Raw genomic sequence first — 26,830 nt, 5'->3', positions numbered from 1 at the left:
GCCCGTCAGGCCGCGATATCGGGTGACGCTTCTTCGGTAATTTTCAGCGCCCAGCCGGTTACCGCCTGCCAGTACTGCTGCTCTTTTTCCAGATCGAGCAGCACCAGTGCGTTCTGGCTAAACCAGTCGTGCGGGAAGCACAGCGTCCAGTGATTCGCTTCGGTGGTGAGCTTCAGCGTCGGCGGAGTGGTTGTCGCCTGACGCTGGTTATTCAGCAGCACGCCGAGGCGCAGCAGCTGGATCATCGGCAAGAACTGCTTTTTCTTAAACAGTGTAAAGCGCGGCAGATCGTCGAGTTTTACCGCCTTGCGATGATAGCGAACCAGCGTGGCGATAAGCATCTGCTGTTCCTGATTAAAGCCCGGCAAATCGCTGTTTTGCAGAATGTATGCCGAATGGCGGTGCATTCCGCTGTGATTGATATTCAGCCCAACCTCGTGCAGCATCGCGGACCACTTCAGCAGCGCTGCCAGCTGCGGGTGCGCCTGCTTGCCGTTTTGCTCAACCCACTGCTCGTACATGCGGTTGGTGGTTTCCAGCACGCGGCGCGCCTGTTCGCGGTCCACGTTGTACTGGCTCGCCAGACTTTCGGCGGTGCGGATACGAATATCATCGTGGCGGAAGCGACCTTCCATTTCGTACAGCACGCCCTCGCGCAGCGCGCCGTCAGACAGGCGCAGCTCTTTAATTGCCAGCGAATCAAACACGCCGCAAAGAATGGCGAGGCCAGGCATAAAGACCGCCTGGCGGTCTTCGGACAGGCCCGGCAGGCTCAGTGCGCTGAAGCTTTTGAACTTCAGTACCTCTGCAACCAACATATCCAGGCGTTCAGGGGTGATGATGCCGTCCTTCTCGCCCATTTCGACCAGCACTTCGTGCACCGCTTTAATGGTGCCCGATGCGCCCATCGCCACGTTCCAGCCCTGAATACGATACTGCCAGGAGAGCGTTTCAAGCTTCTGCACCGCCGCGAGGCGAGCGCGCTGGAAGTTCTCTTTGCTGATGGCGCCGCCGGGGAAGAACGTCTGGGCGAAGCTGACGCAGCCCATACGGCGGCTTTCCACCAGCTGCGGGGTGAAGTCTTCGCCGATCACAAGCTCCGTTGAACCGCCGCCGATGTCGATCACCAGCTTGCGGCCTTTTTCCGGCTGCGTGTGCTCCACGCCCATAAAAATCAGGCGGGCTTCTTCATTACCCGAAATGATTTCAATCGGGTAGGGGATAACCTTTTCTGCACGCTTGAGAAACTCTGGCGCGTTCAGCGCCTGGCGAAGCGTGTGGGTGCCGACGATGACCACGTTTGCCGGGGAAAACCCTTGCAGACGCTCAGCAAACAGAGAGAGGCAGCTCATGCCACGCTCTATTGCTTCTTCGCTGAGCATGTTATTTTCACCCAGGCCGTCGGCCAGATGAACGCGCTGCTTCAGGCGGCCAATAATTTGCAGTGCACCGTCGACGACGCGCGCAATCACCATATGAAAACTGTTCGATCCCAGGTCGACCGCAGCAATCTCCTGCGGTCGTGACGTTTTGGTTTTAATGGGCATAGATTAGTCGGCTTGCTCAAGGGTTTTGATGTAGTCGTAAATCGCCAGCTGGGCCCGGACTTTGCGGCGATTGCCGCGAGGCACATAGCGATTACTCAGCTCTTTGTCGATAAAACGGGCTTTTACGGTGTCGCTGAACAGCAGATCGATGATATCCAGCACCTGCTGCTTCAGGCGCGGGTCAAGCAGCGGCGTGGCGACTTCAATGCGGTAGTCGATATTTCGCGTCATCCAGTCTGCCGACGAGAGCCACACCTTTTTGCTGCCGCCGTCTTCAAAAATATAGATCCGATCGTGCTCAAGGTAGCGGTCAACGATGCTGATGACGTTAATATTTTCGCTGATGCCTTCCAGCTGGGGGATCAGCGAACACATGCCGCGGATCAGCAGATTCACCGGTACGCCGGAGCCGGACGCCGCATAGAGTCTGTCAACCAGGCCTTTGTCGACCAGATTGTTCAGCTTCAGCGTTATGCCAGAAGGCAAGCCATTCTGGGCATTGGCGATCTCTTTGTCGATCATCTCGTACAGCAGGCGGCGCGAGTTTTGCGGCGACACCATCAGGTAATCGAAATTCACCGGACGGTAAGGGTTCTCAATGAAGTTAAACACCCGACGCACTTCGTTAGTGATGCGCGCATCGGCGGTCAGCAGCGAATAGTCGGTGTAAATACGGGCGGTTTTTTCGTTGAAGTTCCCGGTGCCGATATGCGCGTAGCGCACCACTTCATCGCCCTCCTTACGTGAGATAAGGAACAGCTTGGCGTGAATTTTCAGGCCCGGCGCGGAGAAGATAACGTGCACGCCCGCTTCGGTGAGGCGCTTCGCCCAGTGAATGTTGGCCTCTTCATCAAAGCGCGCCTGAAGCTCGACCACTACGGTAACTTTTTTGCCGTTGTGGGCGGCGTGAATCATCGAATCAATGATGCGGGAGTCTTTCGCCACGCGGTAGATATTGATTTTGATCGCCAGTACGCTTGGGTCAAACGATGCCTGACGCAGCAGTTCCAGAACGTGCTCGAAGGTGTGATACGGATAGTAGAGCAGCACGTCGCGCTCGCGGATCGCATCAAACCCGTTACGGAATTTATCAAACCAGACGTGTCGCAGGCGCGGCAGCGGCTTGTTCACCAGGTTGGCTTTGCCAACGTTCGGGAAGCCGATAAAGTCCTTAAAGTTGTGGTAGCGTCCGCCGGGGACGATGGAGTCATAGCGGGTGATGGCGAACTTATTGCGCAGCATTTCGACCATCGCATCCGGCATGTCGCGCTGATAAACAAAGCGCACCGGCTCTGCGGTCAGGCGCTGCTTAAGGCTGGAAGACATCAGCTCCATCAGGCTCGATTCCATCTCGTGCACCAGGTCGTACTCGGCGTCGCGGGTCATTTTCATCGAGTAGGCGTTCAGGGCGTCGTAATCAAAGAAGCCCTTAAAGATGTCGTCGAGACAGTAGCGAAGAATGTTATCCAGCAGGATCATCGGCTTACGACGGCGCGGCGTTTCCGGTGGCAGGTTAACAAAGCGCGGTACTTTATCAGACGGAATTTCCAGCAGCGCGTAGCTGATTTCGTCGCCGCGAATAATCTCCACCGCCAGATAGGTGTAATCGTCCTTCAGGAACGACACCAGATCGGTTTCGCGGTTAATCAGGATTGGCGTGATGTGCTGGCGCAGATAGTGTTTAAAGTAGTGGCGCAGCCAGCCTTGCTGATTGACCGACAGCTGACGTTCGTTGATCAGGAATATCTGGTTGCGTGCCATTTCCAGCAGCAGCTCGTTATAGAGACTGTCGAATTCCTGGTCGGCCTTCAGCACCCGGGCCTGAATTTTACCGAGTAGATGGCGGGAATGGGCGGTAATGCCTTGCTCTTCACTGATGATAATGCGGCGCTTGAGTTCGGCAAAACGCACCTTGTAGAACTCATCCAGGTTATTGGAGTAGATCCCCAAAAAGCGCATGCGTTCTATCAACGGGTTGCTTTTATCCGCCGCTTCCTGGAGAACGCGCTCGTTAAATGACAACCAGCTCAGTTCTTTTTCGATATAAAGCTTATCCTGACCCATTACTCCTCACACTCCGGTTGATTGACGCGGGCAGCCCTCACATTATGGCGAGCTTTGACCTGAGATGTCCAACTGTGCCAGATAAGTATGACAGTTAATTTTTTTCTTGAGGATATTAAGGCGTTGGGGCGTAGATGCGCGGCAGCGCTGTGCTTGCCCGGGCCTACGGTTTGTAGGTCGGGTAAGCGTAGCGCCACCCGACGGTAAGTTAGTCTTCGGAAGCATGTCCCTGAGCAGGAAGCTGCACGCCGTCGAGCCAGGCGCCGTTATTTTTCATTTCCAGACGGCCATCAACAAACCAGCTGACGACCAGCGGATAGATTGCATGCTCCTGATGCTGCACGCGGTCGGTGATTTCCTCTTCCGTGTCGCCGGCAAACACCGGCACTTTGGCCTGAAGGATCACCGGGCCGCCGTCGAGCTCGTCGGTAACGAAATGCACCGAGGTGCCATGCTCTTCGTCGCCGTTGTCCAGCACCTGACGATGGGTATGCAGGCCCGGGTATTTCGGCAGCAGGGAAGGGTGAATGTTCAGCAAACGGCCATAATAGTGCGCGACAAAAGCCGGGCTGAGAATGCGCATATAGCCTGCAAGTACGACTACGTCGGGCGCGTAGGCGTCAATCTCCTGGATCAGTTCGCGATCGAAGGCTTCGCGACTGGAAAACTGACTGGCGGACAGCGCATGGGCAGGAATATCTGCTTCACGCGCTCGCTCAAGGCCGAACGCATCGGCCTTGTTGCTGAACACTGCACGCAGGGTGCCGTTGATTCTCTTCTGCTTGCAGGCATCGATAATCGCCTGCAGGTTGCTTCCGTTGCCAGAAATCAGCACCACAATGTTTTTCATTACTCGATGACCACACGCTGTTCAGAATCGGAAGCTTTGATATACCCGATTTTCCACGCGTTTTCACCTTTCTCATTCATCAGCGCGACCGCTTTATCCGCCTCAGTTGCCGGGAGCGCAATCACCATCCCTACACCGCAGTTAAAGGTGCGGTACATTTCGTGTTGGCTAACGTTGCCCGCTTTTTGCAGCCAGTTGAATACGGAAGGCCACTGCCAGGAGGATTCGTCGATTACCGCCTGGGTGTTGTCCGGCAGCACGCGCGGGATGTTCTCCCAGAAGCCGCCACCCGTCAGGTGGGCAATGGCGTGGACGTCAACGTTCGCAATCAGCTCCAGCACATTTTTCACGTAGATGCGGGTCGGGGCCAGCAGGTGATCGGCCAGCGATTTGCCTTCCAGCGCTTCGGTTTCCGGGTTGCAGCCGCTGACTTCGATGATCTTACGCACCAGAGAATAGCCGTTGGAGTGCGGACCGCTGGAGGCCAGCGCAATCAGCACGTCGCCGTCGGCCACTTTGCTGCCGTCGATAATTTCTGACTTTTCAACCACGCCGACGCAGAAACCGGCTACGTCATAATCTTCGCCGTGGTACATGCCCGGCATCTCTGCCGTTTCACCCCCGACCAGCGCGCAGCCGGACTGCAGGCAGCCTTCGGCGATGCCGGAGATAACGCTGGCTGCGGTATCGACATCCAGCTTGCCGGTGGCGTAATAGTCGAGGAAGAACAGCGGTTCAGCGCCCTGAACCACCAGGTCGTTAACGCACATCGCCACGAGATCGACGCCAATGGTGTCATGACGCTTAAGATCCATTGCCAGGCGAAGCTTGGTGCCAACGCCGTCCGTGCCGGAAACCAGCACTGGCTCACGATATTTTTGCGGCAGCGCGCACAGTGCGCCGAAGCCACCCAGGCCACCCATCACTTCCGGGCGACGGGTTTTCTTCACCACACCTTTGATTCGGTCAACCAGAGCATTACCTGCGTCAATATCAACACCGGCATCTTTGTAGCTGAGAGAGGTTTTGTCGGTCACTGCAAATCTCCACGAAGGGCGTTAGCAAATAAAATCGGCGCCATTCTAACAGCCTAAGCAAACGTTTGCGAGCCTGGGCGAGGGATATCTTTTGCTGACGAATATTTACACGATAGTGAAGCCCCGGCGGCAAATTTGAACCCGTTCACGAAAATGAAACCGGTTACGGTTTAATGCTTGCAGGTTATTGCCAGAGCACACAATATTCCACTGAAACCGGTTTCTGAAATGGCATTCGGAGGAAGGCACAGATGCACATTGCCGCGTTTGATATTGGTGGAACGGCGCTGAAAATGGGCGTAGTGACGCAGGAAGGGGCGATACTCGCCAAAAGTAAAGCCATCGTTACCGGCAGCGACGGGGATGCGATTTTAGAAGGGGTCCTGCACTGGATCGACACGCATTCTGAGTGCGAAGGCATTGCCATCAGCGCGCCAGGCTATGTGAATCCCCACTCTGGCTTTATCGAGATGGGCGGTGCTATCCGCAAGTTCGATAATTTCGCCATCAGGGCGTGGCTTGAAGAGCGCACCGGGCTTCCGGTTGCGATCGAAAACGACGCCAACTGCGTGCTGCTGGCTGAGCGCTGGCAGGGCAGAGCCGCTGAAATGAGCGATTTTCTGGTGCTGACCATCGGCACGGGGATCGGCGGAGCCATCTTCTGTAACAATCAGCTGGTGCGCGGCGCAAAATTTCGTGCGGGCGAGTTTGGCTATATGTTCACTGAACGCCCCGGCAGCCGCCATCCCACGCATTACACCATGAATGCCACCTGCACAATGCGCGTTCTGCGCAGCCGTTACAGCCAACACTGTGGTAAAGCGCTGGAAGAAGTCAGCGGTGAAGAGATTTTTGATGCCTGGGATGCCGGTGATGTGACCTGCCAGCGTCTGGTCGAAGAGTTCTTCAATGGCCTGGGCGCCGGGCTTTACAACCTGGTTAATCTTTTCGATCCGCAGATGATATTGCTCGGCGGCGGCGTTACGGAGCGCCCCGGTTTTCTGGCGCAGCTCAAACAGCATCTCGCCTGGTTTGGCATCGACGAATACGTTGATGCCGTGAGTCACGGCAACGACGCCGGGCTACTCGGCGCGGTTTATCATTTTAATCAGCAGTCTGAACGTTAAAGAGGGAGTGGTTATGTCCGGATTTAAAAGCGATTTTCTGTGGGGCGGGGCCGTGGCGGCGCATCAGCTGGAAGGCGGCTGGAAAGAGGGCGGGAAAGGCCCAAGCGTGGCTGATGTGATGACAGCAGGCGCTCACGGCCTGGCGCGTGAAATCACCGACGGCGTGCTGCCAGGAAAAAACTACCCGAACCACGAGGCGATCGATTTTTATCACCGCTATAAAGACGACATTAAATTGTTCGCCGAAATGGGCTTTAAATGCTTCCGCACCTCTATCGCGTGGACGCGACTGTTCCCGAAAGGCGATGAGCTGGAGCCGAACGAAGCGGGTCTGAAATTCTACGATGACCTGTTCGACGAGTGCCTGAAGTACGGCATCGAGCCGGTGATCACCCTGTCGCACTTCGAAATGCCTTACTTCCTGGTGAAAGAGTACGGCGGCTGGCGTAACCGTAAAACCATCGACTTCTTCGTGCGCTTTGCGAAAGTGGCCTTCGAGCGCTATCAGCACAAAGTGAAGTACTGGATGACCTTCAACGAAATCAACAACCAGGCCAACTACCACGAAGATTTCGCACCGTTCACCAACTCCGGCATTAAGTATGAAGAGGGTGAAGATCGCGAGCCGATTATGTATCAGGCGGCGCACTACGAGCTGGTGGCAAGCGCCCTGGCGGTGAAAATTGCCCGTGAGATTAACCCGTCATTGCAGGTCGGTTGCATGATCGCCATGTGCCCGATTTACCCGCTGACCTGCGTGCCGGATGACATGATGATGGCGATGAACGCCATGCATAAACGCTACTGGTTTACCGACGTCCACGTGCGCGGCAAATACCCGCAGCACCTGCTGAACTACTTCGACCGCCGCGGCTTTACGCTGGATATCACCGCCGAAGATAAAGCGGCGCTGCTGCAGGGCTGCGTCGATTACATCGGCTTCAGCTACTACATGTCCTTCGCAACTAAGGCGACGGAAGATAACCCAATGCTGGACTACGACGAAACGAAAGCGCTGGTCTCCAATCCGTACGTGAAGAAATCTGACTGGGGCTGGCAGATTGACCCGGTGGGGCTGCGCTACTCCCTGAACTGGTTCTGGGATCACTATCAGCTGCCGCTGTTTATTGTTGAAAACGGCTTTGGGGCGATTGACGTACGTGAAGCGGACGGCAGCGTGAATGACCAGTACCGTATCGATTATCTGTCTGCGCACATTGCTGAGATGAAAAAAGCGGTCGTGGAAGACGGCGTGGATCTGATGGGCTATACGCCATGGGGCTGTATCGATCTTGTTTCTGCCGGGACCGGCGAGATGAAAAAACGCTACGGCTTTATCTACGTTGATAAAGATAACGAAGGCAACGGCACGCTTGAGCGCAGTAAGAAGAAGTCGTTTGAGTGGTATCAGCAGGTGATCGCCAGCAACGGAAATAACCTGTAGCTGTCGGGTGGCGCTAACGCTTACCCGACCTACAATACACGTAGGCCCGCGTAAGCGTAGCGCCACCGGGCAGAACCCTGCGCCCAAGCCGGAGCCCTGCCTCCGGTTTTTTTGTCTCTAAATCACTTTGCTTGATATACGTCAAGCAACACGGGTATGGCGCAATCCAAAAAAAGCGGTATAATCCCGCGATTTTTTTGCGGATGCCACCTCAGAGGAGAAAGAGAATGAAGATTGTTGAAGTGAAACACCCACTCGTCAAACACAAGCTGGGCCTGATGCGTGAGCATGACATCAGCACTAAACGCTTCCGTGAACTCGCCTCAGAAGTTGGCAGCTTACTGACCTATGAAGCGACCTCCGATCTGGAAACCGAAACCGTTACCATCGAAGGCTGGAATGGCCCGGTGCAGATTGAGCAGATCAAAGGCAAAAAAATTACCGTTGTACCAATCCTGCGTGCAGGCCTCGGCATGATGGAAGGCGTGCTGGAGCACGTTCCGAGCGCGCGTATCAGCGTGGTCGGCATCTACCGTAATGAAGAAACCCTCGAACCGGTTCCGTATTTCCAGAAGCTGGTCTCCAACATCGACGAGCGTATGGCGCTGGTGGTTGACCCGATGCTGGCAACCGGCGGCTCTATGATCGCCACCATCGACCTGCTGAAAAACGCCGGCTGTAACAGCATTAAAGTGCTGGTACTGGTTGCTGCGCCGGAAGGTATTGCCGCGCTGGAGAAAGCGCATCCGGACGTTGAACTGTACACCGCTTCCATCGACCAGGGCCTCAACGAGCACGGGTACATCATCCCGGGCCTTGGCGATGCCGGCGATAAGATCTTTGGTACCAAGTAAGTGATTCACTAAAAAGAGCCGACTTTGAGAGTCGGCTTTTTTTTGACTACAACACAACAACAATACTCAGAGGAAACGACTATGACGCGCCGCGCTATCGGGGTTAGTGAAAGACCGCCGCTTTTACAGACCATCCCGCTTAGTTTGCAGCATCTGTTCGCCATGTTTGGCGCAACCGTGCTGGTGCCTGTGCTTTTTCATATTAACCCGGCAACGGTCCTGCTGTTTAACGGCATCGGCACGCTGCTGTATCTGTTCATATGCAAAGGCAAAATTCCGGCCTATCTGGGCTCAAGCTTTGCGTTTATTTCCCCCGTACTGCTTCTGCTGCCGCTGGGATATGAAGTGGCGCTCGGCGGCTTTATCATGTGCGGCGTGCTGTTCTGCCTGGTGTCATTCATCGTGAAGAAAGCCGGAACCGGCTGGCTGGATGTGATGTTCCCGCCGGCAGCGATGGGCGCAATCGTCGCGGTTATCGGTCTCGAACTGGCGGGCGTTGCCGCGAACATGGCCGGTCTGCTGCCTGCCGACGGCCAGAGCGTTGACAGCAAAGTGATCATCGTGTCCATGGTGACGCTGGCTGTGACGGTGTTTGGCTCCGTGCTGTTCCGTGGCTTCCTGGCGATTATCCCTATTCTGATTGGCGTGCTGGTGGGTTATGGCCTGTCATTCTCCATGGGCATGGTGGATACCGCAGCAATCAGCCAGGCGCACTGGTTCGCGCTGCCAACGTTCTATACGCCTCGCTTTGAGTGGTTTGCTATTTTCACCATTCTGCCTGCGGCGCTGGTAGTTATCGCGGAACACGTCGGCCACCTGGTGGTTACCGCGAACATCGTGAAAAAGGACCTGATCAAGGATCCTGGCCTGCACCGTTCAATGTTTGCCAACGGCCTTTCCACTGTAATCTCCGGTTTCTTCGGCTCCACGCCAAATACCACCTACGGCGAAAACATCGGCGTAATGGCGATCACCCGCGTATACAGCACCTGGGTTATCGGCGGCGCGGCGGTGATTGCTATTCTGCTCTCCTGCGTGGGTAAACTGGCGGCGGCTATCCAGATCATTCCTGTCCCGGTGATGGGGGGCGTTTCGCTGCTGCTGTATGGGGTGATCGGTGCGTCCGGTATTCGTGTGCTGATTGAATCGAAAGTGGATTACAGCAAAGCGCAGAACCTGATCCTGACCTCCGTTATCCTGATCATCGGCGTCAGCGGTGCGAAAGTTCACATTGGCGCAGCGGAGCTGAAAGGCATGGCGCTGGCAACCATCGTCGGTATTGCACTGAGCCTGATCTTCAAGCTGATCAGCGTCCTGCGTCCGGAAGAAGAAGTGCTGGACGCGGCCGACAGCGAGACGCCGTCTCACTGATCGTTCTGACGATCGAATGACCGGGCAAAGGATCCGCCCGGTTCTCTCCTTCATGGCTTTTGTGTTACACTCATCGCGTTTTTAGCAGTTCCATGTTGAGGTCACTCTGAACGCTCCGGCTCAGCTCTCTCTGCCACTCTATCTTCCCGACGACGAAACTTTTGCGAGTTTCTGGGCGGGCGATAACTCTTCTTTACTTGCCGCAGTGCAAACCATGCTGCGTCAGGAACACAGCGGATACATCTACGTCTGGTCGCGCGAAGGCGCTGGCCGCAGCCATTTGCTGCACGCGGCGTGCGCCGAACTGTCGCAGCGCGGTGATGCGGTGGGCTATGTTCCGCTCGATAAACGCACCTGGTTTGTGCCTGAAGTGCTGGAGGGAATGGAGCAACTGGCGCTGGTCTGCATCGATAATATCGAGTGCGTGGCCGGGGATGACCTGTGGGAAATGGCGATTTTCAATCTCTATAACCGCATTCTGGAATCCGGCAAAACGCGGCTGCTGATCACCGGCGACCGTCCTCCGCGTCAGCTCAATCTTGGCTTACCGGATCTGGCCTCGCGCCTCGACTGGGGGCAAATCTACAAGCTTCAGCCGCTGTCGGACGAAGACAAACTGCAGGCATTGCAGCTGCGTGCAAAAATGCGTGGTTTCGAAATGCCGGAAGACGTGTGCCGCTTCCTGATGAAGCGCCTTGACCGTGAAACCCGCACCCTGTTTATGACGCTGGATCAGCTCGATCACGCGTCAATCACCGCCCAGCGTAAGCTGACGATTCCGTTTGTGAAAGAGATCCTTAAGTTGTAACTTGCCGGGCGGCACGTTGTTTGCCCGACTTACGTGAGCTGTAGGCCCGGTAAGCTCAGCGCCACCGGGCGGTTTCATTTAGCTCAGCTCGTCCAGCAAATGCTGCATCAGCAGCGGAATCGGCCTGCCGGACGCCACGCTTCTTCCTCCTTCGCGCCACAGCGCCGTGCCGCTGACGTCCAGATGCGCCCATGGGATTTCCGGTGGGCAGAAGGCCTGGAGCAGCCATGCCGCCGAGGCGCTTATCGCCGCATTGTTTGTCGGCGTGTTGCATAAATCCGCAATGGCGCTTTCGGTTTGCTTTTTCAGGCGCTTATCGAGCGGCAGCGACCATACTTCGTCCCCGCTTTTCTTGCCGGCCTGCGTAAGCTGTTCCCGCAGCGTTTCACTTTGCGTCATCAGCCCGCTTAGCTCATAGCCCAGCGCTTTGACTACTGCGCCGGTCAAGGTCGCCATATCGATGATGAAATGCGTCTTTTCGTGGCGCTGGCTGGCCCAGGCGATGGCGTCGGCCAGCACCAGACGGCCTTCGGCATCGGTATTGTTGATTTCCACCGTCATGCCGTTACAGGCGCGCACCACGCTGCCGGGCTGCATCGCGTCCGGACCAATCGCGTTTTCCGCCAGCGCCAGTACGCCCATCACCCGCACGGGCAGCGCCAGTTCGGCAATGCTCAGCATCAGCCCCAGCACGTTCGCCGCGCCGCACATGTCGTACTTCATGGTGTACATGCCTGCGCCTTCCTTTAGCCACAGACCGCCGGTATCGAAGGTAATACCTTTGCCGACGTAAGTGCGTACCGGGCCGTTTGCCACGCCATCATAGTGAATCGCCAGCAGGCGAGGAGGGCGCGTGGAGCCCTTGCCAACCGCGTACAGCAGCCCAAGGCCTTGCTCCTGAATGGCGTGTTCATCCAGCACTTCGCAGCGTAGCGCCGGGAAAGCGGCACAAAGACGCTCAGCTTCTTCCACCACAAACTGCGGCGTGCAGGTTTCCGACGGGATATCCGCGAGACGACGGGCTGCGAGCATTCCGTTGGCAATAGCCGACTGCTGACGGCAGGCCTTCTGCAAGGCTTCCTGCTGTGACGACGGACAGAAAACGGTCAGCGTTTTGACCCGTACGCTGTGACCGGCAGTCGTTTTCAGGCCCAGATCGTCCAGTCGATGATCGAGATTGAAGAACCAGCGTAGCGCTGAATCACGAACGCGAGTTTCGGTAATGACGGAGAAATCCACTATCACATTGTCGCTGGTGGGCGCTTTGAAAAGCGGGCGCAGCTGCGCGAGCAATTCGTCCGTCAGGGTATCATCCCAGGCTTGATTCGGGAGCAGCGTCAGGCGGGAAAAAGGCGCGCAGGCAAAGCGGCAGTCTGCCACTTCACCTTTGTCTGTCAGGGCGATCATCTCACCTGTAACGGAAAGGTCGAGAGACCTCAGCAGCGGGCTGCGCGGCGAAGTGATTAAATGGCTGCCGGGGCGCAGAGCGGAAGGCTCAGTGATGACGTGGTATTCCATTCTTTTACTCCTCAATCGGTGCGCGAATGCGTGCGGCGTAAGCCTGCATCCATTCGTCGTCGACTGGCTGATAGTGAGTTTTTTCTGCGCGGCGCTCGGCGCGGAAGACGGTCAGCGGCTGTTTCTCAGTCGCTACCACAAACGAGAACGTTTTGATGTTGGTTGCGGCGCCAAACTCGCCGTGGCGATTCATACACACCACGGAAAGATCGCCCGCGCGGCCAAAGCGTGACATCAGCTTGTCTTCCAGTTCGAAGACCACGGAATCGGCGGCCTGCTGCGGCGTCATGCCTCCCGCCATGCGGCGGACGATTTCATAGCTGGTGCAGCCCTTCATTAAATCTTCGCCCACGCCGGTGGCGGTTGCCGCGCCAGTTTCGCTGTCGCAGTAGAAGCCGGAGCCCATAATCGGTGAGTCACCGATGCGGCCACGCTTCTTCATAAACAGGCCGCTGGTGGAGGTGGCGACGCTCATTGAACTTTGCTTATCGAGGCCGATAATGCCAACGGTGTCGTGGCCATCATACGGACTTAAGCCTTTATCCAGCGTTTCGCGACAGCGCTTGCGGTAATGCTGCATCGCGCGGTCAGTGAGCATGGTTTTCTCCGCGAAGCCCTGTTCCAGAGCCCATTCGCGTGCGCCCTGGCCGACCAGCAGCGAGTTGTAGCGCTGGCGGCTCAGCGCCTGCGCCACGCGCACCGGGTTAGCGATATCGATCAGGTTACCGACGGCACCAAACGCCAGAGTATCGCCGTCCATAAAGGCGGCATCCAGTTCGACTTCACCGTTTTCCGTCGGCAATCCGCCATAGCCCACGGATTTGTAGTACGGAAAATCTTCCACGGCGGCAACCGCGTCGACGATACTCGCCGAAGCACCACTCCCTCCAGCAAGCTTTGTGGCGGCTTCGGTAACCCCTTCCAGCGCCATACGCCAGGTTGCAATAATTCCCCACATCGTTACGACTCCTGTTTTGCAAGCTTGCTGGTTTCTGTTTCGGTGATGGCTTCTGCGGCGCGGTACTGCTTGTCGAGGATGCGCATAAACGGCAGGTAGAGCATCGCGCCAATCAGCAGATTAAGGATTTGCATCACGCTGCCCGAGAGGTGCCCGGTGACGATAAACCCGCTCAGCACAGGCGGCAGCGTCCACGGAATAAATACTCCGGTGGTGACGGCCACCGCGCCAATTTTCATTGCTACATACTGGATTGTGACCAGCACCAGCGGGACGAGGTTGAACGGGATTAGCATGATCGGATTCATGATCACCGGCAGGCCGAACAGCACCGGCTCGTTGATATTAAAGAGGGAAGCACCCGCGCCGAGGCGTGCCACTTCGCGCATGTTTTTACTGCGGGCGAAAATCAGCATCGCGATAACCAGCGACAGCGTGGCCCCCGCACCGCCCATCCAGATCATATCGAAGAACTGCTCGGTAATGATGTGCGGCGGCGTGACGCCCGCCTGAATGGCGGCGATGTTGTCGGTCTGATTTTCCATCCACAGCGGGCGAATGATGCCGTTGATCATCGAGCCGGAGTTAATGCCGACGGACCACAGAATGGTGATGCTGAACACCGTCATCAGCGCACCGAAATAGGAGGTGCCATAGTGGCGCACCGGCGTGGCGACCACTTCATAGATGAACTGGTGGATGGTGCGGTAGTGGGTATTTTCAAAGCCGATACGGATAACCAGCACCAGAATCATCACCAGCAGCGCCGGGATCAGCGCGGCAAAGGATTCCTGTACCGCAGGTGGCACGCCGTCCGGCATTTTAATAACCAGCTTTTTGCGCTTCAGCCAGCAGAACAGCTCCGTCCACAGCAGGGAGCCAATCATTGACACGAACAGACCTTTAGTCCCGATCCACTCAACGGGTATGACGGTGATGCTGCCGTTTTCAGCTACTTTAATAAACGGCGTGAGGATCAGAAAACAGACCAGCGCCAGGATCCCACAGGAAAGGCGGTCTTCTTTATAGTGTTCCGCCAGACGATAGGCGACCAGGAAGCTGATAAACAGCGACATCGTGGAGAACACCGCGTTAAACGGGATCTCGACGATGCTGCTCCAGCTGTCACCAAAGGTATGAGACATGAACTGCTGGTAGCCCTGATTCGGGAAGGAGGAGATCACCAGCAGGATCGAACCGACGATAATAAACGGCATGAATGAAACGTAGGCACCGCGAATCGCGCAAAGGTGGCGCTGTGCCGCCGCTTTGGCCGCCAGTGGCATCAGTTTGGCTTCTAAAAATCCCAGAACATTGTTCATTGTGAGCTCCGCACGAGACTGAGTGTTGGGTTGTGTGTTATGACTGCGGATTATCAATGAAAGGCGGATGATGAAAGGTGAATTCGGTCACAATGCCAGCGCACAGGAAATATAAGTCTCATATGATTGATTATATAAAATCATCAGGAGCCGACGATGGAAATTAAGCTGCACGCCAATGCCACCACCACGCCGCGGATCCGTCGTTATCTTCAGGAATCCGATAAAAGCGACCGGGAGCTGGCGAAAGAGCTGGGTATTTCCGTGACCACCGTTCGACGCTGGCGCAACCGCGAACAAACGGGCGACCGGCATACGACGCCGCATGTGATATACAAAGCAATGAGACCTGAGCAGACCGCGGTGGTGAACGCACTGCGCGATACGCTGCACGCACCGCTGGATGAGCTGCTGTTTATGGTAAATGAAGGGCTGGGGATCCCGGTTTCCCGCGCCACGCTCAACCGCTATCTTCGTCCTGCGCATCAGCGGGAAAAGCCGGGGCCGCAGGGCGTCAGGGCCCTGAAAAACGGGCATATGCCTGACACGCTGACGCTGCACTACCGTCGATTGTCGATGACCATGGACGACGGAGGTGAGCACCATCTGCTGTGGGCACGTGAATCCGTCAGCGGCTGGTGCTCTGCGCGGGTCTTTTCCGGGATGTCTCTCCCGCTGGTCAAAACCTGGCTGGATGAAACGCTTGCATGCTGCCCGGCTGATATTCAATGTCTTGAGACTGAGGCCATTAAATGGTTCGCGATTGAGATACCGGGGCTGATTGTTATTCGTAAGCCGGAGGTCACTCCTGTGGCGATAACCTTCACGGAAAATCTGAGTACACTGATCCCGGCGGCAGCGGAGCCGGATGCACTGGTGCGGCGGCTATGTGAACTATGGAATACAGGGAAGGCGCAGAAGAAATTAGGAGAGTGTACGCCGCAGGCCTTTCTGGAAGCGCTGCGGCGCTAAAGATTACAGGATTTCCAGCACGGACTCCGGCGGACGACCAATGCGCGCCTGGCCGTTTTTCACCACAATCGGGCGTTCAATCAGCTTCGGATTGGCAATCATTGCGTTGACAAGATCGGCCTCGCTGAGCGAGCTGTCCGCCAGATTCAGCTCTTTATAGAGATCTTCTTTCTGGCGCATCAGCTCGCGGGCACTTTTCATGCCGAGCAACTTCAGCAGCTGTTTCAGCTGGGCGGCATCCGGCGGCGTATCAAGGTACAGAATGACCTCCGGCTCTACGCCTTTCTCTTTCAGCAGCGCTAAGGTTTCGCGGCTTTTGGAGCAGCGCGGGTTATGGTAAATGGTGACCGGGTGACTCATCGGGTATCCTTACATTTTCATATAGGGTTTAAAGGTGGCCTGCAGCTGGCGGAACTGATCGATGCGTGCGTCATAGCGGGCCTGCTGCAGACTGCCGAGCTTAACCTGCGAACTGGCGCTGCTGAGCAGAGAAATGGCCTGATCGAGCCGGCCAACCAGCGCCATATTTTCAGCGCGTGCCGCCAGCTCCTGATCGCGATTGCCGAGCTGGCCTTCCGCCTGCGCCAACAGATCCCAGCCGTTGGTGTCATCTTTATAAGTGAACGTATAGCGGTTAAGCAGCGTTGCCGCTTCACCCGGATTTCCGGACTGTAGCAGGGCGTTGGCAAGGTTCAGCTGCAGGACAGGATTGGTACGTAAATCTTTTGCTGCTTTCAGGCGATTAACCGCCTCGGCGTTCTTTTTCTGCCCGAGTGAAATGTCGGTGGCGAGGTCGAGATACCAGGCGTTTTGCGGGTTGGCCGTGAGCAGCGGCTGTAGTTGCTTGCCGGCTTCCGCGTAGTTATTGGCTTCCATCGCCTGAAGCGCCCGGCCATACTGCGCGGCGCGCTGTTCGCGAATATTACCTTTCGACCAGTTGTCCAGCAGATCGCTGCCAAGCTGATTCTGCCCGTTGTTGTACATGCCAAGCGTACGCGCTTTTGCCATGTAGAAATCTTCTGAAGACTGCACTACCACCGGACGCATCTGGTTGGCGCGGTTACGCGCATCGGCAAGACGGCTCTCCGGCAACGGGTGCGTCAGCAGCATTTCCGGCGGGCGCGATGAATAGCGGGACTGATCCATCAGCTTGTCCATAAACTGCGGCATGCCCTGCGGGTCGAAGCCGGAGCGCTGCAGCACCTGGATCCCGATACGGTCGGCCTCTTCTTCGTTCTGACGCGTAAAGCTGATGAGCCCCTGCTGCGTGCCTGCCAGCGTGCCGGTCAGCGCTGCCATCCCGGCCTGCGGGCTTGCCATCGCTAACAGAATGGAGCCCAGCGCTCCGACCCAGGTCAGCGGCGCATTACGCTTCTGATCTTCCATTGCGCGTGCGAGGTGACGCTGGGTGACGTGAGAGATTTCGTGCGCCATGACCGACGCCAGCTGGCTTTCGGTATCGGCATAGCGGAACAGCGCCGAGTGCAATACTACGTTGCCGCCAAAGAAGGCGAAGGCGTTCAGCTCGTCGTTGTTAATTAAAAAGAAATGGAACGGCGTGCGCACCGAGTTGGCGTGGGAAACCAGGCGCATCCCGAGGCCGTTAATGTACTGCACCAGCAGCGGATCGTTTATCAGCGGGGCGCTGCCGCGCAGCTGGCGCACGTAGTAATCACCCATTTGCATCTCTTGTCCGATAGAGAGCGTGCTGCCTGCGGTGGTGCCCATATCCGGCAGGGAATCGGCGGTATCCGCGAAGGCAGGCAGGGCCTGGCCCAGGGTCAACGACGCGATGAGAGTCGCAACCAGCGTTTTCTTTAACTGCCTGAACATAACTCGATCCTGTCTGTAGGGTGTGCCAGTTTGACCGACAACGCGGCGTAACGTTCCACTGTCGGCTGCCCTGGCAGTGTAGCTGGCAGAGAGACGCCTGGAAATACCCGCGCGCGACTTTTGCTGTCATGTGCGGCCCGCGGCAAAAAGCGAAGGCAATTTTGTGACACTTCGATACAATTCATGCGGGCCTTTTGCCCGCCATTCAGGGAACGGTGTAGTTATGCTCGAAATGTTAATGCAGTGGTATCGTCGTCGTTTCAGCGACCCGGAAGCGATAGCGCTGCTGGTCATTCTGCTTGCCGGCTTCGGCATTCTCTTCTTCTTCAGCGGACTGCTGGCCCCCTTGCTGGTGGCGCTGGTACTGGCCTATCTCCTCGAATGGCCGACCGCGCGTCTGGAGCGTATTGGCTGCTCGCGCCGTTGGGCAACCTCAATTGTGCTGGTGCTTTTCGTCGGTGCGATGCTGCTGATGGCGTTTGTGGTGATGCCCGTCGCCTGGCAGCAGGGCATCAATTTAATTCGCGACATGCCCGGCATGCTGAATAAGCTCTCTGATTTTGCCGCCACGCTGCCGCGCCGCTATCCGGCGTTGATGGATGCAGGGATCATCGATGCGATGGCGGAGAACATGCGTGCGCGAATGACGACCATGGGTGATTCGGTGGTGAAATATTCGCTCGCTTCGCTGGTCGGGCTGCTGACGCTTTCCGTCTACCTGGTGCTGGTGCCGCTGATGGTGTTCTTCTTGGTGAAGGATAAAGAGCAGATGCTCAATGCCGTGCGCCGCGTGCTGCCAAGAAACCGCGGACTGGCGGGGCAGGTGTGGAAGGAGATGAATCAGCAAATCACCAACTACATTCGTGGCAAAGTACTGGAGATGATCGTCGTCGGCGTGGCGACCTGGATTGGCTTCCTGCTGTTTGGCCTGAACTACTCGCTGCTGTTGGCGGTGCTGGTGGGCGTGTCTGTACTAATCCCTTACATCGGCGCGTTCGTGGTCACCATTCCGGTGGTGTGCGTGGCGCTGTTCCAGTTTGGCCTGGGAACAGAGTTCTGGAGCCTGTTTGCCGTGTACCTGATTATTCAGGGTCTTGACGGCAACCTTCTGGTGCCGGTGCTGTTCTCCGAAGCGGTGAACCTGCACCCGCTGGTGATTATTCTTTCAGTGGTGATTTTCGGCGGCCTGTGGGGCTTCTGGGGCGTGTTCTTCGCCATTCCGCTGGCGACGCTGATTAAAGCGGTAGTACATGCCTGGCCGGACAGCCCGGCGGTAGAAGAGTAGAAAAAGGCCCGCAAAATTTGCGGGCCTTTAGCTTTATGAGGAGATGTCAGCTGTTCTCTTTCAGCCAGTTCAATACCACATCGTGGTGATTGCTGGTTTTGAAATCATCGAAGACGTGCTGGACTTTGCCGTCGCCGTCGATAAGGAAACTGATGCGGTGAATGCCGTCGTAGGTTTTACCCATGAAGGATTTCTCGCCCCAGATGCCAAACTGTTCGCAGACCTGGTGGTCTTCGTCAGAGAGCAGGGTGAAATTCAGCAGCTCTTTTTCGGCGAAACGGGAGAGCTTTTCCGGTTTGTCGGTGCTGATACCCAGCACTTCAACGCCCGCTTTCTTTAACTCATCCATATTGTCGCGCAAGCCGCAGGCCTGTACGGTACAGCCCGGGGTCATGGCTTTCGGGTAGAAATAAACCAGAACACGCTGTCCCTGGAAGTCGGTCAAATTTACTTGCTCACCGTCTTGATCGGGCAAGCTAAATTTCGGTGCGATGTCACCGGCTTTCAGTGGGGTCATTACTAAACTCCATCTTGTTCATCATGCTGTGAATAATTGACGATGTTTATACTGCCTTGCGCTTTCAGTTCTGTACACAGGTCTTTAAACGCTTGTTCGATCTTCGCCGCATTTTGCGACGCCGGACTGTGTGCCGTCACCTGAATAAACAGCTGCGGCGAAGAGGCGTTATCGCCCGGCTGCGTGCGGGAAACCAGCTCGGCGATGTTCATTTCATGGGCGTCCAGCAGGCCGGTAAAACGCTCGATAATATGCGGTGAATCAGGCACTTCTACCTGAAGCCAGACGGTTGACGGCTGCGCCGGGCGTGGCTGTGCCAGGGTACGCTTCATCACAATGAGCAAATCCAGCTCCGCCCCTTTCAACGGCAGCGTGGACTCAATCAGGGTGATGGCGTTCCAGGAGCCGGAGAGCAGCATAATAAACGTAAATTCATCGCCGAGCATCGCCAGCCTGCTGTCCTCAATATTACAGCCGCAGCTACTGACGTGACGGGTGATGGTGTTCACAATGCCGGGGCGGTCGGCACCCAGGGCGGTAATCACCAGATAGTGATGCAGGGAGGCTGTCAAACCTTGTTCTTCCTGTGAAAAGGGGAGGTTGTGACTAGGAAAGCATAAAAAAAACCGGCATACAACATCCTGAGTGCCTCCGCTCTCTTGCTTTTATAACAAGACCAAACGTACCATTGAGGCTCTTGTCCGCACCCGCACCGAGGATGGCCCATGTTCACGGGAAGTATTGTAGCGCTTGTCACGCCGATGGATGAAAAAGGTCAGGTCGACCGCTCCAGCCTGAAAAAACTGATTGATTATCATGTCGCCAACGGAACCTCGGCGATTGTGTCGGTAGGGACTACCGGTGAATCCGCCACCCTGAGCCACGATGAGCACGGTGACGTGGTGTTGATGACCGTGGAGCTCGCCGATGGCCGCATCCCGATCATTGCCGGTACGGGCGCTAACGCCACCGCCGAAGCAATCAGCCTGACCCAGCGCTTCAATAACAGCGGTATTGTCGGTTGTCTGACCGTCACGCCTTACTACAATCGCCCGACTCAGGAGGGGCTGTTCCAGCACTTCAAAGCGATTGCCGAACATACTGATTTGCCACAAATTCTGTATAATGTGCCGTCCCGTACCGGCTGCGATATGCTGCCGGAAACCGTGGGCCGTCTTGCCGAAATCAAAAATATTATCGGTATTAAGGAAGCCACGGGGAACTTAAGTCGCGTTCACCAGATCAAAGAGCTGGTTTCAGATGACTTCATTCTGCTGAGCGGCGACGACGCTACCGCGCTGGACTTTATGCAGCTTGGCGGCAACGGCGTCATTTCCGTCACCACCAACGTTGCCGCGCGCGAGATGGCAGAAATGTGTAAACTGGCCGCCGAGGGGCGCTTTACTGAAGCCCGTGCGATTAACCAGCGTCTGATGCCGTTGCATAATAAATTATTTGTCGAACCCAATCCTATCCCGGTGAAATGGGCCTGTATGGAGTTGGGTCTTGTGGCGACCGATACGCTGCGCCTGCCAATGACCCCGATCACCGCCCATGGCCGTGACGTGGTGGCATCCGCGCTGAAGCATGCCGGTTTGCTGTAAAGTTTAGGGAGATTTGATGGCTTACTCAGTACAGAAGTCGCAGCTGGCAAAAGTTGCGGGTGTTTCGCTTGTTCTGCTTCTCGCAGCCTGCAGTTCCGATTCGCGCTACAAGCGCCAGGTGAGCGGTGATGAATCCTACCTGGAAGCGGCGCCGCTTTCTGAACTTCATGCGCCTGCCGGGATGATCCTGCCGATCCAGAACGGCGACTACAACATCCCGGTTGCCCGCGGCGACGGTGCCACGGGGAAAGCGCTGGATATTCGTCCACCTGCACAGCCGTTAGCGCTGGTTTCTGGGGCGCGTACCCAGTTTACGGGGGATACCGCACAGCTGCTGGTTGAAAGCGGCCGTAGCGGCAACCTGTGGCCGCAGGTTGTGAGCATCATTCAGGGCCAAAACTACACCATCGACAAGCGCGACGACGCCTCGCAGTCCCTGACTACCGACTGGGTGCAGTGGAACCGTCTGGACGAAGATCAGCAGTACCGCGGTCGCTATCAGGTTTCAGTGAAGCCTCAGGGCTATCAACAGGCCGTCGTGGTGAAGCTGCTGAATCTTGAGCAGGCTGGTAAGCCTGTTGCCGATGCCGCGTCCATGCAGCGCTACAGCGCGGAAATGCTGAACGTGATTTCTGCGGGTCTGGATAAGAATGCCACCACGGCGCAGAACGCTGCGCAGAGCCGTGAAGGTGCCTCTTTCGATGTGCAGAGCGCAGCGGACGACACCGGGCTGCCAATGCTGGTCGTACGCGGTCCGTTCAACCTGGTGTGGCAAAAACTCCCGGCAACGCTTGAAAAAGTGGGCATGAAAGTGACCGACAGCACCCGTTCCACCGGTAGCGTGGCCGTCACCTACAAACCGCTTTCCGACAGCGGCTGGAGCGACCTTGGCGTGAAGGATCCGAGCCTCGTTTCCGGCGACTACAAGCTGCAGGTTGGCGACCTCGATAACCGTAGCAGCATGCAGTTCATCGATCCGAAAGGACATACCCTGACCCAGTCGCAGAACGACGCGCTGGTGGCGGTGTTCCAGGCGGCATTTAAGTAAGATTTTAAAGGGCTGGCGCAAACCAGCCCTTTTTTCTGATATGATACGCAAACGTGTGCGTAGCGCAGAAAACCTGATTTTTTGTTCATTTTCCTGACCGGAGTATTGAAAGATGCAAAAGCAAGCTGAGTTGTATCGCGGCAAAGCGAAAACCGTTTACAGCACGGAAAACCCGGACCTGTTGGTGCTCGAATTCCGCAACGATACGTCAGCAGGTGACGGAGCGCGTATTGAACAGTTCGACCGTAAAGGCATGGTGAACAACAAGTTCAACCATTTCATTATGAGCAAGCTGCAGGAAGCGGGAATCCCAACTCAGATGGAGCAGTTGCTGTCTGATACCGAGTGTCTGGTGAAAAAGCTGGAGATGGTCCCGGTGGAGTGCGTGGTGCGTAACCGTGCGGCAGGCTCTTTGGTGAAGCGCCTGGGTATTGAAGAGGGCATTGAGCTGAACCCGCCGCTGTTCGACCTGTTCCTGAAAAACGATGCGATGCACGATCCGATGGTCAATGAGTCCTACTGCGAAACTTTCGGTTGGGTTAGTAAAGAAAATCTGGCGACCATGCGCGAGCTGACTTACAAAGCCAACGACGTGCTGAAAAAGCTGTTCGACGACGCCGGTCTTATCCTTGTCGACTTTAAACTGGAGTTCGGCCTGTTCCACGGCAAAGTGGTGCTGGGGGACGAATTTTCCCCGGACGGCAGCCGCCTGTGGGATAAAAACACCATGAATAAAATGGATAAAGACCGTTTCCGTCAGAGCCTTGGCGGCCTGATTGAAGCCTACGAAGAAGTTGCGCGTCGTCTGGGCGTGAACCTGGATTAAGGCTAACCCCTTCTGATTAAAGAGGATGCTGTGCATCCTCTTTTGCTATCTGGCTTGTTTACTATGGTAATTCCACGCTTAACCGCCTACGATCAATCTATCAGAAACATAACGTTCAGAGGTTGTTATGCGTTGGCAAGGTCGTCGCGAAAGCGACAATGTGGAAGACAGGCGAAACGATTCCGGCGGGATGCCGCCGATGATGGGCGGCGGGCGCGGCGGTTTTCGTCTGCCGAGCGGTAAAGGCGGTATTATTCTGTTGATCGTGGTGGTGGTCGCGGGCTATTACGGCGTGGATCTCACCGGCATGCTGACCGGTCAGCCAATGGTGCAGCAGCAGAGCACCCCGCGTTCTATCAGCCCGAACGATGATGAAGCCGCCAAATTCACCTCCGTGATTCTCGCTACCACTGAAGATACCTGGGGGCAGATTTTCCAGAAAATGGGCCGTCAGTATCAGCAGCCCAAACTGGTGATGTACCGGGGTGCAACTCGTACAGGCTGCGGCACCGGCCAGTCCGTAATGGGGCCGTTCTACTGCCCGGCAGACAGCACTGTCTATATCGATCTCTCCTTCTACGATGACATGAAAAGCAAGCTCGGGGCCGATGGCGATTTCGCCCAGGGTTACGTGATTGCTCATGAAGTCGGTCACCACGTGCAGAAGCTGCTGGGCATCGAGCCAAAAGTGCGCCAGATGCAGCAGAATGCTTCCCAGACTCAGGTCAATCAGCTGTCGGTAAAAATGGAGCTGCAGGCCGACTGCTTCGCGGGCGTCTGGGGCCACAGCATGCAGCAGCAGGGCGTGCTGGAAGCAGGTGACGTTCAGGAAGCGCTGAACGCCGCCGAGGCGATTGGCGACGACCGTTTGCAGCAGCAGAGTCAGGGCCGCGTGGTGCCGGACAGCTTCACTCACGGCACGTCCCAGCAGCGCTACACCTGGTTCAAACGCGGTTTTGACAGCGGTGACCCGTCTCAGTGCAACACCTTCGGTAAAACCGCGCTGAACTGATTGATGAACGACAGGGAAGCCATTTTCGCGTTAACCGCGAGCATGAAGGAGCAGGGCATTCGCCGCCTGCTGGTGCTGAGCGGCGAAGAGGGGTGGGCTGAACAGCAGGTGCTGTGGCTGAGAATCAATCTTGGTGGAGATGGCCTGTTTGTCAGCCCGCAGACGCAGCCCGAGCCCTGGTGTGCGCCTCAGGCGCTCAGGACGCTGCTTGGACGTGAATTCGAACATGCCTTTTTCGATGCCCGCGCAGGATTTGACGTCGCTGCCTTTGCCGCACTGGCCGGAACGCTTAAGGCCGGAAGCTGGCTGGTCCTGCTGGCTCCCGATTTAAGCCGCTGGCATGAGCGAGTGGATGCCGATTCCGTTCGCTGGAGCGACAGCGCCGAGCCGATCCCCACGCCGCACTTTATTCATCATTTCTGTCATACGCTGCAAAACGATGCTGAAGCCATTATCTGGCAACAGCATCAACCTTTCACGCTGCCCGAATTTACCTCCAGACCATTGTGGCACGCTGCTAACGGGGAGCCGCAGGCGGAACAGGCGCGCATTCTGGCGGCTCTCGTGAAGTCGCCGCCGGGCGTGGCGGTGGTGACCGCAGAACGCGGTCGCGGTAAATCTGCACTGGCAGGAATGCATTTGCGTGCGCTGGCGGGCACCGCTATTGTTACCGCTCCGGCGAAAGCGGCCACCGATGTACTCGCTCACTTCGCCGGGGAACGCTTTCGTTTTATGGCACCCGATGCGCTGCTCGCGTCAGCAGAACAGGCCGACTGGCTGATTGTCGACGAAGCCGCTGCCCTTCCCGGCCCACTGCTGGAAAAGCTGGTTAACCGGTTCCCCCGAACGCTGTTAACGACAACGGTTCAGGGCTACGAAGGCACTGGCCGGGGGTTCTTACTCAAATTTTGTGCGCGATTTTCGCAGCTGGCATCTTATTCCCTGAGCCAGCCAGTGCGCTGGGCCAGTGGCTGCCCGCTGGAGAACTTCGTCGCCCGGGCTTTGCTCTTTGATGACGCACTGCCCGCGTTATCGCCACCCGAGCCGCTATCCCTGAAGCGGGTCGAACAGAATGCCTGGCAACAGGACCCTGATTTACCTGCGTCGATGTACCGCCTGTTATCCGCCGCGCATTACCGCACTTCGCCGCTGGATCTACGGCGAATGATGGACGCGCCCGGTCAGCACTTTGTCAGCGCGCAGGAGAGGCACGACCTGGTCGGTGCTCTGTGGCTCGTCGACGAAGGCGGCCTGAGCGTGGGGCTGAGCGAGGCCGTCTGGGCAGGGTTTCGCCGCCCGCGCGGCAACCTCGTGGCGCAGTCTCTGGCGGCTCACGGCGGCAGCCCGCAGGCGGCCATGCTGAAAAGCCGACGTATCAGCCGTATCGCCATTCACCCGCAGCGCCAGCGGCAGGGCATCGGACAGCGAATGATTGAAGAGGCTATCGTCAGCGCGGACGGCTGCGATTATCTGTCGGTGAGCTTTGGCTTTACCAACGAGCTGTGGCGCTTCTGGCAGAAGTGCGGCTTCCGGCTGGTGCGGCTTGGCACCCATCGTGAAGCCAGCAGCGGCTGCTATACCGCCATGGCAATTTATCCACTGAATGCGGCGGGTGAGGCGCTGGCTGAGCGCGAACAGCAACGCTTCGTGCGAGACGGAGCCTGGCTGGCATCCTGGCGCGATGAGGATACGCTGACGGTGAGTCCGCCGTCAGAGGCTATTCTTACAGAGGATGACTGGCAGGAGCTGGCCGGATTCGCCTTCGCCCATCGTCCGCTGATGGCGGCAGTGGGGAGCCTGAACCGGCTTGTTGCCACGGTGGTGATACCGTTGCCTGCGCTGCGTAGCGCACTTCAGCCGCACAACCCAGCCGCACAGGCTCATGGCGGACGTAAGGCCTTCCTCGCGCGGCTACGCGAAGAGGCGGCGGATGCGCTGACGGCGCTCGATCCGCAGCGCACTCAGCGGTTGGCGGAGAAGGTCAAAAACCTGCAATTTTTTTAACTGAGTCATTCAGTTTAATGTCATGGTCATTGCCGCCCAACGGCGTAGACTCCCCGGCAACAGATTAAGGAGAAAGCCATGAAACACGACCATTTTGTTGTCCAGAGCCCTTCAGCCCCGGCGAAACAATTGCTGCTGCTGTTTCATGGCGTGGGTGATAACCCGGTGGCGATGGGGCAGATTGGCAGCTGGTTTGCGCCGCTGTTTCCGGAGTCGCTGATCGTCAGCATCGGCGGCGTGGAGCCCTGTGGCCCAACGGGCAGACAGTGGTTTTCCGTGCAGGGCGTGACGGAGGAAAACCGCCAGCAGCGCATCGACGCTATCATGCCGACGTTTATCGAAACGGTGCGCTTCTGGCAAAAAGAGAGCGGCGTCGGCCCGCAGGCTACCGCGCTGATTGGTTTCTCGCAAGGTTCGATCATGGCGCTGGAAAGCACCAAAGCGGCACCTGGCCTGGCGTCACGCATTATCGCTTTCAATGGGCGTTTTGCCACGCTGCCGACGAAAGCCAGTACCGCCACCACCGTGCATCTGATTCACGGCGGCGAGGATAGCGTGATTGATCTGGCGTACGCAGTATCGGCCCAGGAAGCGCTGATGCAGGCAGGCGGTGACGTCACCCTGGATATTGTTGACGAACTCGGCCATGCCATCGACGACCGTAGTATGCAGTTCGCGCTCGACCATCTGCGCTTCACCGTGCCGAAGCACTACTTCGACGAAGCGCTGAGCGGCAGTAAGCCTCAGGATGACGATATTATTGAGCTGATGTAGCTCTGTCGCCTTTATTAAGCAAAAACGCCCCGATACTTTGGTGTCGGGGCGTTTT

The 26,830-nt window shown here is 56.8% G+C and carries 24 protein-coding genes; 13 read left to right on the top strand and 11 right to left on the bottom strand.

What is annotated here, in order from left to right:
• Nucleotides 1-5: 5 nt before the first annotated feature.
• The 4 genes from ppx to purM form a co-directional block, all read right to left on the bottom strand.
• On the bottom strand, nt 6-1,547 hold the full coding sequence (gene ppx / locus AB1287_RS10105; protein ID WP_312625049.1) for an exopolyphosphatase: 1,542 nt from the start codon (nt 1,545-1,547) through the stop codon (nt 6-8).
• A 3-nt stretch (nt 1,548-1,550) separates the two neighbouring features.
• On the bottom strand, nt 1,551-3,611 hold the full coding sequence (gene ppk1, locus AB1287_RS10100; protein ID WP_312625050.1) for a polyphosphate kinase 1: 2,061 nt from the start codon (nt 3,609-3,611) through the stop codon (nt 1,551-1,553).
• 208 nt (nt 3,612-3,819) lie between these two features.
• Nucleotides 3,820-4,461 (bottom strand): phosphoribosylglycinamide formyltransferase, encoded by a 642-nt coding sequence (gene purN / locus AB1287_RS10095; protein WP_312625051.1) that lies wholly within the window; start codon nt 4,459-4,461, stop codon nt 3,820-3,822.
• Complete coding sequence (purM, locus tag AB1287_RS10090) at nt 4,461-5,498, bottom strand: phosphoribosylformylglycinamidine cyclo-ligase (RefSeq protein WP_312625052.1); 1,038 nt, start codon at nt 5,496-5,498, stop codon at nt 4,461-4,463. Before purM ends, purN begins: the two co-directional genes overlap by 1 nt.
• A gap of 251 nt (nt 5,499-5,749) precedes the next feature.
• On the opposite strand from purM, the gene bglK reads away from it, so the two are divergent.
• From bglK to AB1287_RS10065, 5 genes are all read left to right on the top strand, one after another.
• Nucleotides 5,750-6,625, top strand: a complete 876-nt coding sequence (gene bglK, locus AB1287_RS10085) for a beta-glucoside kinase BglK (protein ID WP_435617677.1) — start codon at nt 5,750-5,752, stop codon at nt 6,623-6,625.
• A gap of 13 nt (nt 6,626-6,638) precedes the next feature.
• Nucleotides 6,639-8,069, top strand: a complete 1,431-nt coding sequence (locus AB1287_RS10080; protein WP_435617676.1) for a 6-phospho-beta-glucosidase — start codon at nt 6,639-6,641, stop codon at nt 8,067-8,069.
• A gap of 227 nt (nt 8,070-8,296) precedes the next feature.
• Nucleotides 8,297-8,923, top strand: coding sequence for a uracil phosphoribosyltransferase (gene upp / locus AB1287_RS10075; protein ID WP_312625056.1), 627 nt, complete (start codon nt 8,297-8,299; stop codon nt 8,921-8,923).
• 81 nt (nt 8,924-9,004) lie between these two features.
• Nucleotides 9,005-10,294 carry a uracil permease gene (gene uraA, locus AB1287_RS10070; protein WP_312625058.1) on the top strand — a complete coding sequence of 430 codons (1,290 nt, stop codon included), beginning with the start codon at nt 9,005-9,007 and terminating at the stop codon, nt 10,292-10,294.
• A gap of 106 nt (nt 10,295-10,400) precedes the next feature.
• On the top strand, nt 10,401-11,102 hold the full coding sequence (locus AB1287_RS10065) for a DnaA inactivator Hda (protein WP_312625285.1): 702 nt from the start codon (nt 10,401-10,403) through the stop codon (nt 11,100-11,102).
• Between the two features lie 78 nt (nt 11,103-11,180).
• Here the strand turns inward: AB1287_RS10065 and AB1287_RS10060 are convergent, their stop codons facing one another.
• Genes AB1287_RS10060 through celB form a run of 3 tightly spaced genes read right to left on the bottom strand, consistent with a single transcriptional unit; the run spans nt 11,181 to nt 14,900 of the window.
• Nucleotides 11,181-12,620: a M17 family metallopeptidase gene (locus tag AB1287_RS10060; RefSeq protein ID WP_435617675.1), complete on the bottom strand. Its 1,440-nt coding sequence runs from the start codon at nt 12,618-12,620 to the stop codon at nt 11,181-11,183.
• Nucleotides 12,621-12,624: 4 nt separating this feature from the next.
• Nucleotides 12,625-13,578, bottom strand: coding sequence for a N(4)-(beta-N-acetylglucosaminyl)-L-asparaginase (locus tag AB1287_RS10055; RefSeq protein WP_435617674.1), 954 nt, complete (start codon nt 13,576-13,578; stop codon nt 12,625-12,627).
• A gap of 2 nt (nt 13,579-13,580) precedes the next feature.
• The gene (gene celB, locus AB1287_RS10050) at nt 13,581-14,900 is read right to left on the bottom strand and encodes a PTS cellobiose transporter subunit IIC (RefSeq protein WP_435617673.1); all 1,320 of its coding nucleotides are present in this window, start codon (nt 14,898-14,900) and stop codon (nt 13,581-13,583) included.
• Nucleotides 14,901-15,056: 156 nt separating this feature from the next.
• On the opposite strand from celB, the gene AB1287_RS10045 reads away from it, so the two are divergent.
• The gene (locus AB1287_RS10045) at nt 15,057-15,872 is read left to right on the top strand and encodes a helix-turn-helix domain-containing protein (protein WP_435617672.1); all 816 of its coding nucleotides are present in this window, start codon (nt 15,057-15,059) and stop codon (nt 15,870-15,872) included.
• A gap of 3 nt (nt 15,873-15,875) precedes the next feature.
• Here AB1287_RS10045 and arsC read toward each other — a convergent pair whose 3' ends face one another.
• Nucleotides 15,876-16,232, bottom strand: a complete 357-nt coding sequence (gene arsC, locus AB1287_RS10040) for an arsenate reductase (glutaredoxin) (protein ID WP_435617671.1) — start codon at nt 16,230-16,232, stop codon at nt 15,876-15,878.
• A gap of 9 nt (nt 16,233-16,241) precedes the next feature.
• Nucleotides 16,242-17,705: a beta-barrel assembly-enhancing protease gene (bepA, locus tag AB1287_RS10035; RefSeq protein ID WP_435617670.1), complete on the bottom strand. Its 1,464-nt coding sequence runs from the start codon at nt 17,703-17,705 to the stop codon at nt 16,242-16,244.
• A 223-nt stretch (nt 17,706-17,928) separates the two neighbouring features.
• On the opposite strand from bepA, the gene AB1287_RS10030 reads away from it, so the two are divergent.
• Complete coding sequence (locus AB1287_RS10030) at nt 17,929-18,990, top strand: AI-2E family transporter (protein WP_435617669.1); 1,062 nt, start codon at nt 17,929-17,931, stop codon at nt 18,988-18,990.
• Nucleotides 18,991-19,036: 46 nt separating this feature from the next.
• Here the strand turns inward: AB1287_RS10030 and bcp are convergent, their stop codons facing one another.
• Nucleotides 19,037-19,507: a thioredoxin-dependent thiol peroxidase gene (gene bcp, locus AB1287_RS10025; RefSeq protein WP_435617668.1), complete on the bottom strand. Its 471-nt coding sequence runs from the start codon at nt 19,505-19,507 to the stop codon at nt 19,037-19,039.
• 2 nt (nt 19,508-19,509) lie between these two features.
• On the bottom strand, nt 19,510-20,079 hold the full coding sequence (locus AB1287_RS10020; RefSeq protein WP_312625071.1) for a glycine cleavage system transcriptional repressor: 570 nt from the start codon (nt 20,077-20,079) through the stop codon (nt 19,510-19,512).
• A 153-nt stretch (nt 20,080-20,232) separates the two neighbouring features.
• On the opposite strand from AB1287_RS10020, the gene dapA reads away from it, so the two are divergent.
• From dapA to ypfH, 6 genes are all read left to right on the top strand, one after another.
• Complete coding sequence (gene dapA / locus AB1287_RS10015) at nt 20,233-21,111, top strand: 4-hydroxy-tetrahydrodipicolinate synthase (protein WP_312625073.1); 879 nt, start codon at nt 20,233-20,235, stop codon at nt 21,109-21,111.
• A gap of 16 nt (nt 21,112-21,127) precedes the next feature.
• Nucleotides 21,128-22,159, top strand: a complete 1,032-nt coding sequence (bamC, locus tag AB1287_RS10010; RefSeq protein ID WP_435617667.1) for an outer membrane protein assembly factor BamC — start codon at nt 21,128-21,130, stop codon at nt 22,157-22,159.
• Nucleotides 22,160-22,271: 112 nt separating this feature from the next.
• On the top strand, nt 22,272-22,985 hold the full coding sequence (purC, locus tag AB1287_RS10005; protein WP_312625076.1) for a phosphoribosylaminoimidazolesuccinocarboxamide synthase: 714 nt from the start codon (nt 22,272-22,274) through the stop codon (nt 22,983-22,985).
• Between the two features lie 127 nt (nt 22,986-23,112).
• Nucleotides 23,113-23,997: a KPN_02809 family neutral zinc metallopeptidase gene (ypfJ, locus tag AB1287_RS10000; RefSeq protein WP_312625077.1), complete on the top strand. Its 885-nt coding sequence runs from the start codon at nt 23,113-23,115 to the stop codon at nt 23,995-23,997.
• 3 nt (nt 23,998-24,000) lie between these two features.
• Nucleotides 24,001-26,001: a tRNA(Met) cytidine acetyltransferase TmcA gene (locus tag AB1287_RS09995; protein WP_435617666.1), complete on the top strand. Its 2,001-nt coding sequence runs from the start codon at nt 24,001-24,003 to the stop codon at nt 25,999-26,001.
• Nucleotides 26,002-26,079: 78 nt separating this feature from the next.
• A complete protein-coding gene (gene ypfH / locus AB1287_RS09990) occupies nt 26,080-26,775 on the top strand; it encodes an esterase (protein WP_435617665.1) in 696 nt (231 codons plus the stop codon).
• Nucleotides 26,776-26,830 lie beyond the last annotated feature (55 nt).

It is taken from the genome of Scandinavium sp. UTDF21-P1B, assembly GCF_040750395.1.
Classification (GTDB): Bacteria; Pseudomonadota; Gammaproteobacteria; order Enterobacterales; family Enterobacteriaceae; genus Scandinavium.
Note: the sequence above shows the minus strand (reverse complement) of the source record. Positions and strands in the feature narration are given on the sequence as shown.

Excerpts from the sequence above, each read along its gene's own strand:
- ppx (WP_312625049.1), bottom strand. The coding sequence starts at position 1,547 with ATGCCCATTAAAACCAAAACGTCACGACCGCAGGAGATTGCTGCGGTC.
- ppk1 (WP_312625050.1), bottom strand. The coding sequence starts at position 3,611 with ATGGGTCAGGATAAGCTTTATATCGAAAAAGAACTGAGCTGGTTGTCA.
- purN (WP_312625051.1), bottom strand. The coding sequence starts at position 4,461 with ATGAAAAACATTGTGGTGCTGATTTCTGGCAACGGAAGCAACCTGCAG.
- bglK (WP_435617677.1), top strand. The coding sequence starts at position 5,750 with ATGCACATTGCCGCGTTTGATATTGGTGGAACGGCGCTGAAAATGGGC.
- AB1287_RS10080 (WP_435617676.1), top strand. The coding sequence starts at position 6,639 with ATGTCCGGATTTAAAAGCGATTTTCTGTGGGGCGGGGCCGTGGCGGCG.
- upp (WP_312625056.1), top strand. The coding sequence starts at position 8,297 with ATGAAGATTGTTGAAGTGAAACACCCACTCGTCAAACACAAGCTGGGC.
- uraA (WP_312625058.1), top strand. The coding sequence starts at position 9,005 with ATGACGCGCCGCGCTATCGGGGTTAGTGAAAGACCGCCGCTTTTACAG.
- AB1287_RS10060 (WP_435617675.1), bottom strand. The coding sequence starts at position 12,620 with ATGGAATACCACGTCATCACTGAGCCTTCCGCTCTGCGCCCCGGCAGC.
- AB1287_RS10055 (WP_435617674.1), bottom strand. The coding sequence starts at position 13,578 with ATGTGGGGAATTATTGCAACCTGGCGTATGGCGCTGGAAGGGGTTACC.
- celB (WP_435617673.1), bottom strand. The coding sequence starts at position 14,900 with ATGAACAATGTTCTGGGATTTTTAGAAGCCAAACTGATGCCACTGGCG.
- AB1287_RS10045 (WP_435617672.1), top strand. The coding sequence starts at position 15,057 with ATGGAAATTAAGCTGCACGCCAATGCCACCACCACGCCGCGGATCCGT.
- arsC (WP_435617671.1), bottom strand. The coding sequence starts at position 16,232 with ATGAGTCACCCGGTCACCATTTACCATAACCCGCGCTGCTCCAAAAGC.
- bepA (WP_435617670.1), bottom strand. The coding sequence starts at position 17,705 with ATGTTCAGGCAGTTAAAGAAAACGCTGGTTGCGACTCTCATCGCGTCG.
- AB1287_RS10030 (WP_435617669.1), top strand. The coding sequence starts at position 17,929 with ATGCTCGAAATGTTAATGCAGTGGTATCGTCGTCGTTTCAGCGACCCG.
- bcp (WP_435617668.1), bottom strand. The coding sequence starts at position 19,507 with ATGACCCCACTGAAAGCCGGTGACATCGCACCGAAATTTAGCTTGCCC.
- dapA (WP_312625073.1), top strand. The coding sequence starts at position 20,233 with ATGTTCACGGGAAGTATTGTAGCGCTTGTCACGCCGATGGATGAAAAA.
- bamC (WP_435617667.1), top strand. The coding sequence starts at position 21,128 with ATGGCTTACTCAGTACAGAAGTCGCAGCTGGCAAAAGTTGCGGGTGTT.
- purC (WP_312625076.1), top strand. The coding sequence starts at position 22,272 with ATGCAAAAGCAAGCTGAGTTGTATCGCGGCAAAGCGAAAACCGTTTAC.
- ypfJ (WP_312625077.1), top strand. The coding sequence starts at position 23,113 with ATGCGTTGGCAAGGTCGTCGCGAAAGCGACAATGTGGAAGACAGGCGA.
- AB1287_RS09995 (WP_435617666.1), top strand. The coding sequence starts at position 24,001 with ATGAACGACAGGGAAGCCATTTTCGCGTTAACCGCGAGCATGAAGGAG.
- ypfH (WP_435617665.1), top strand. The coding sequence starts at position 26,080 with ATGAAACACGACCATTTTGTTGTCCAGAGCCCTTCAGCCCCGGCGAAA.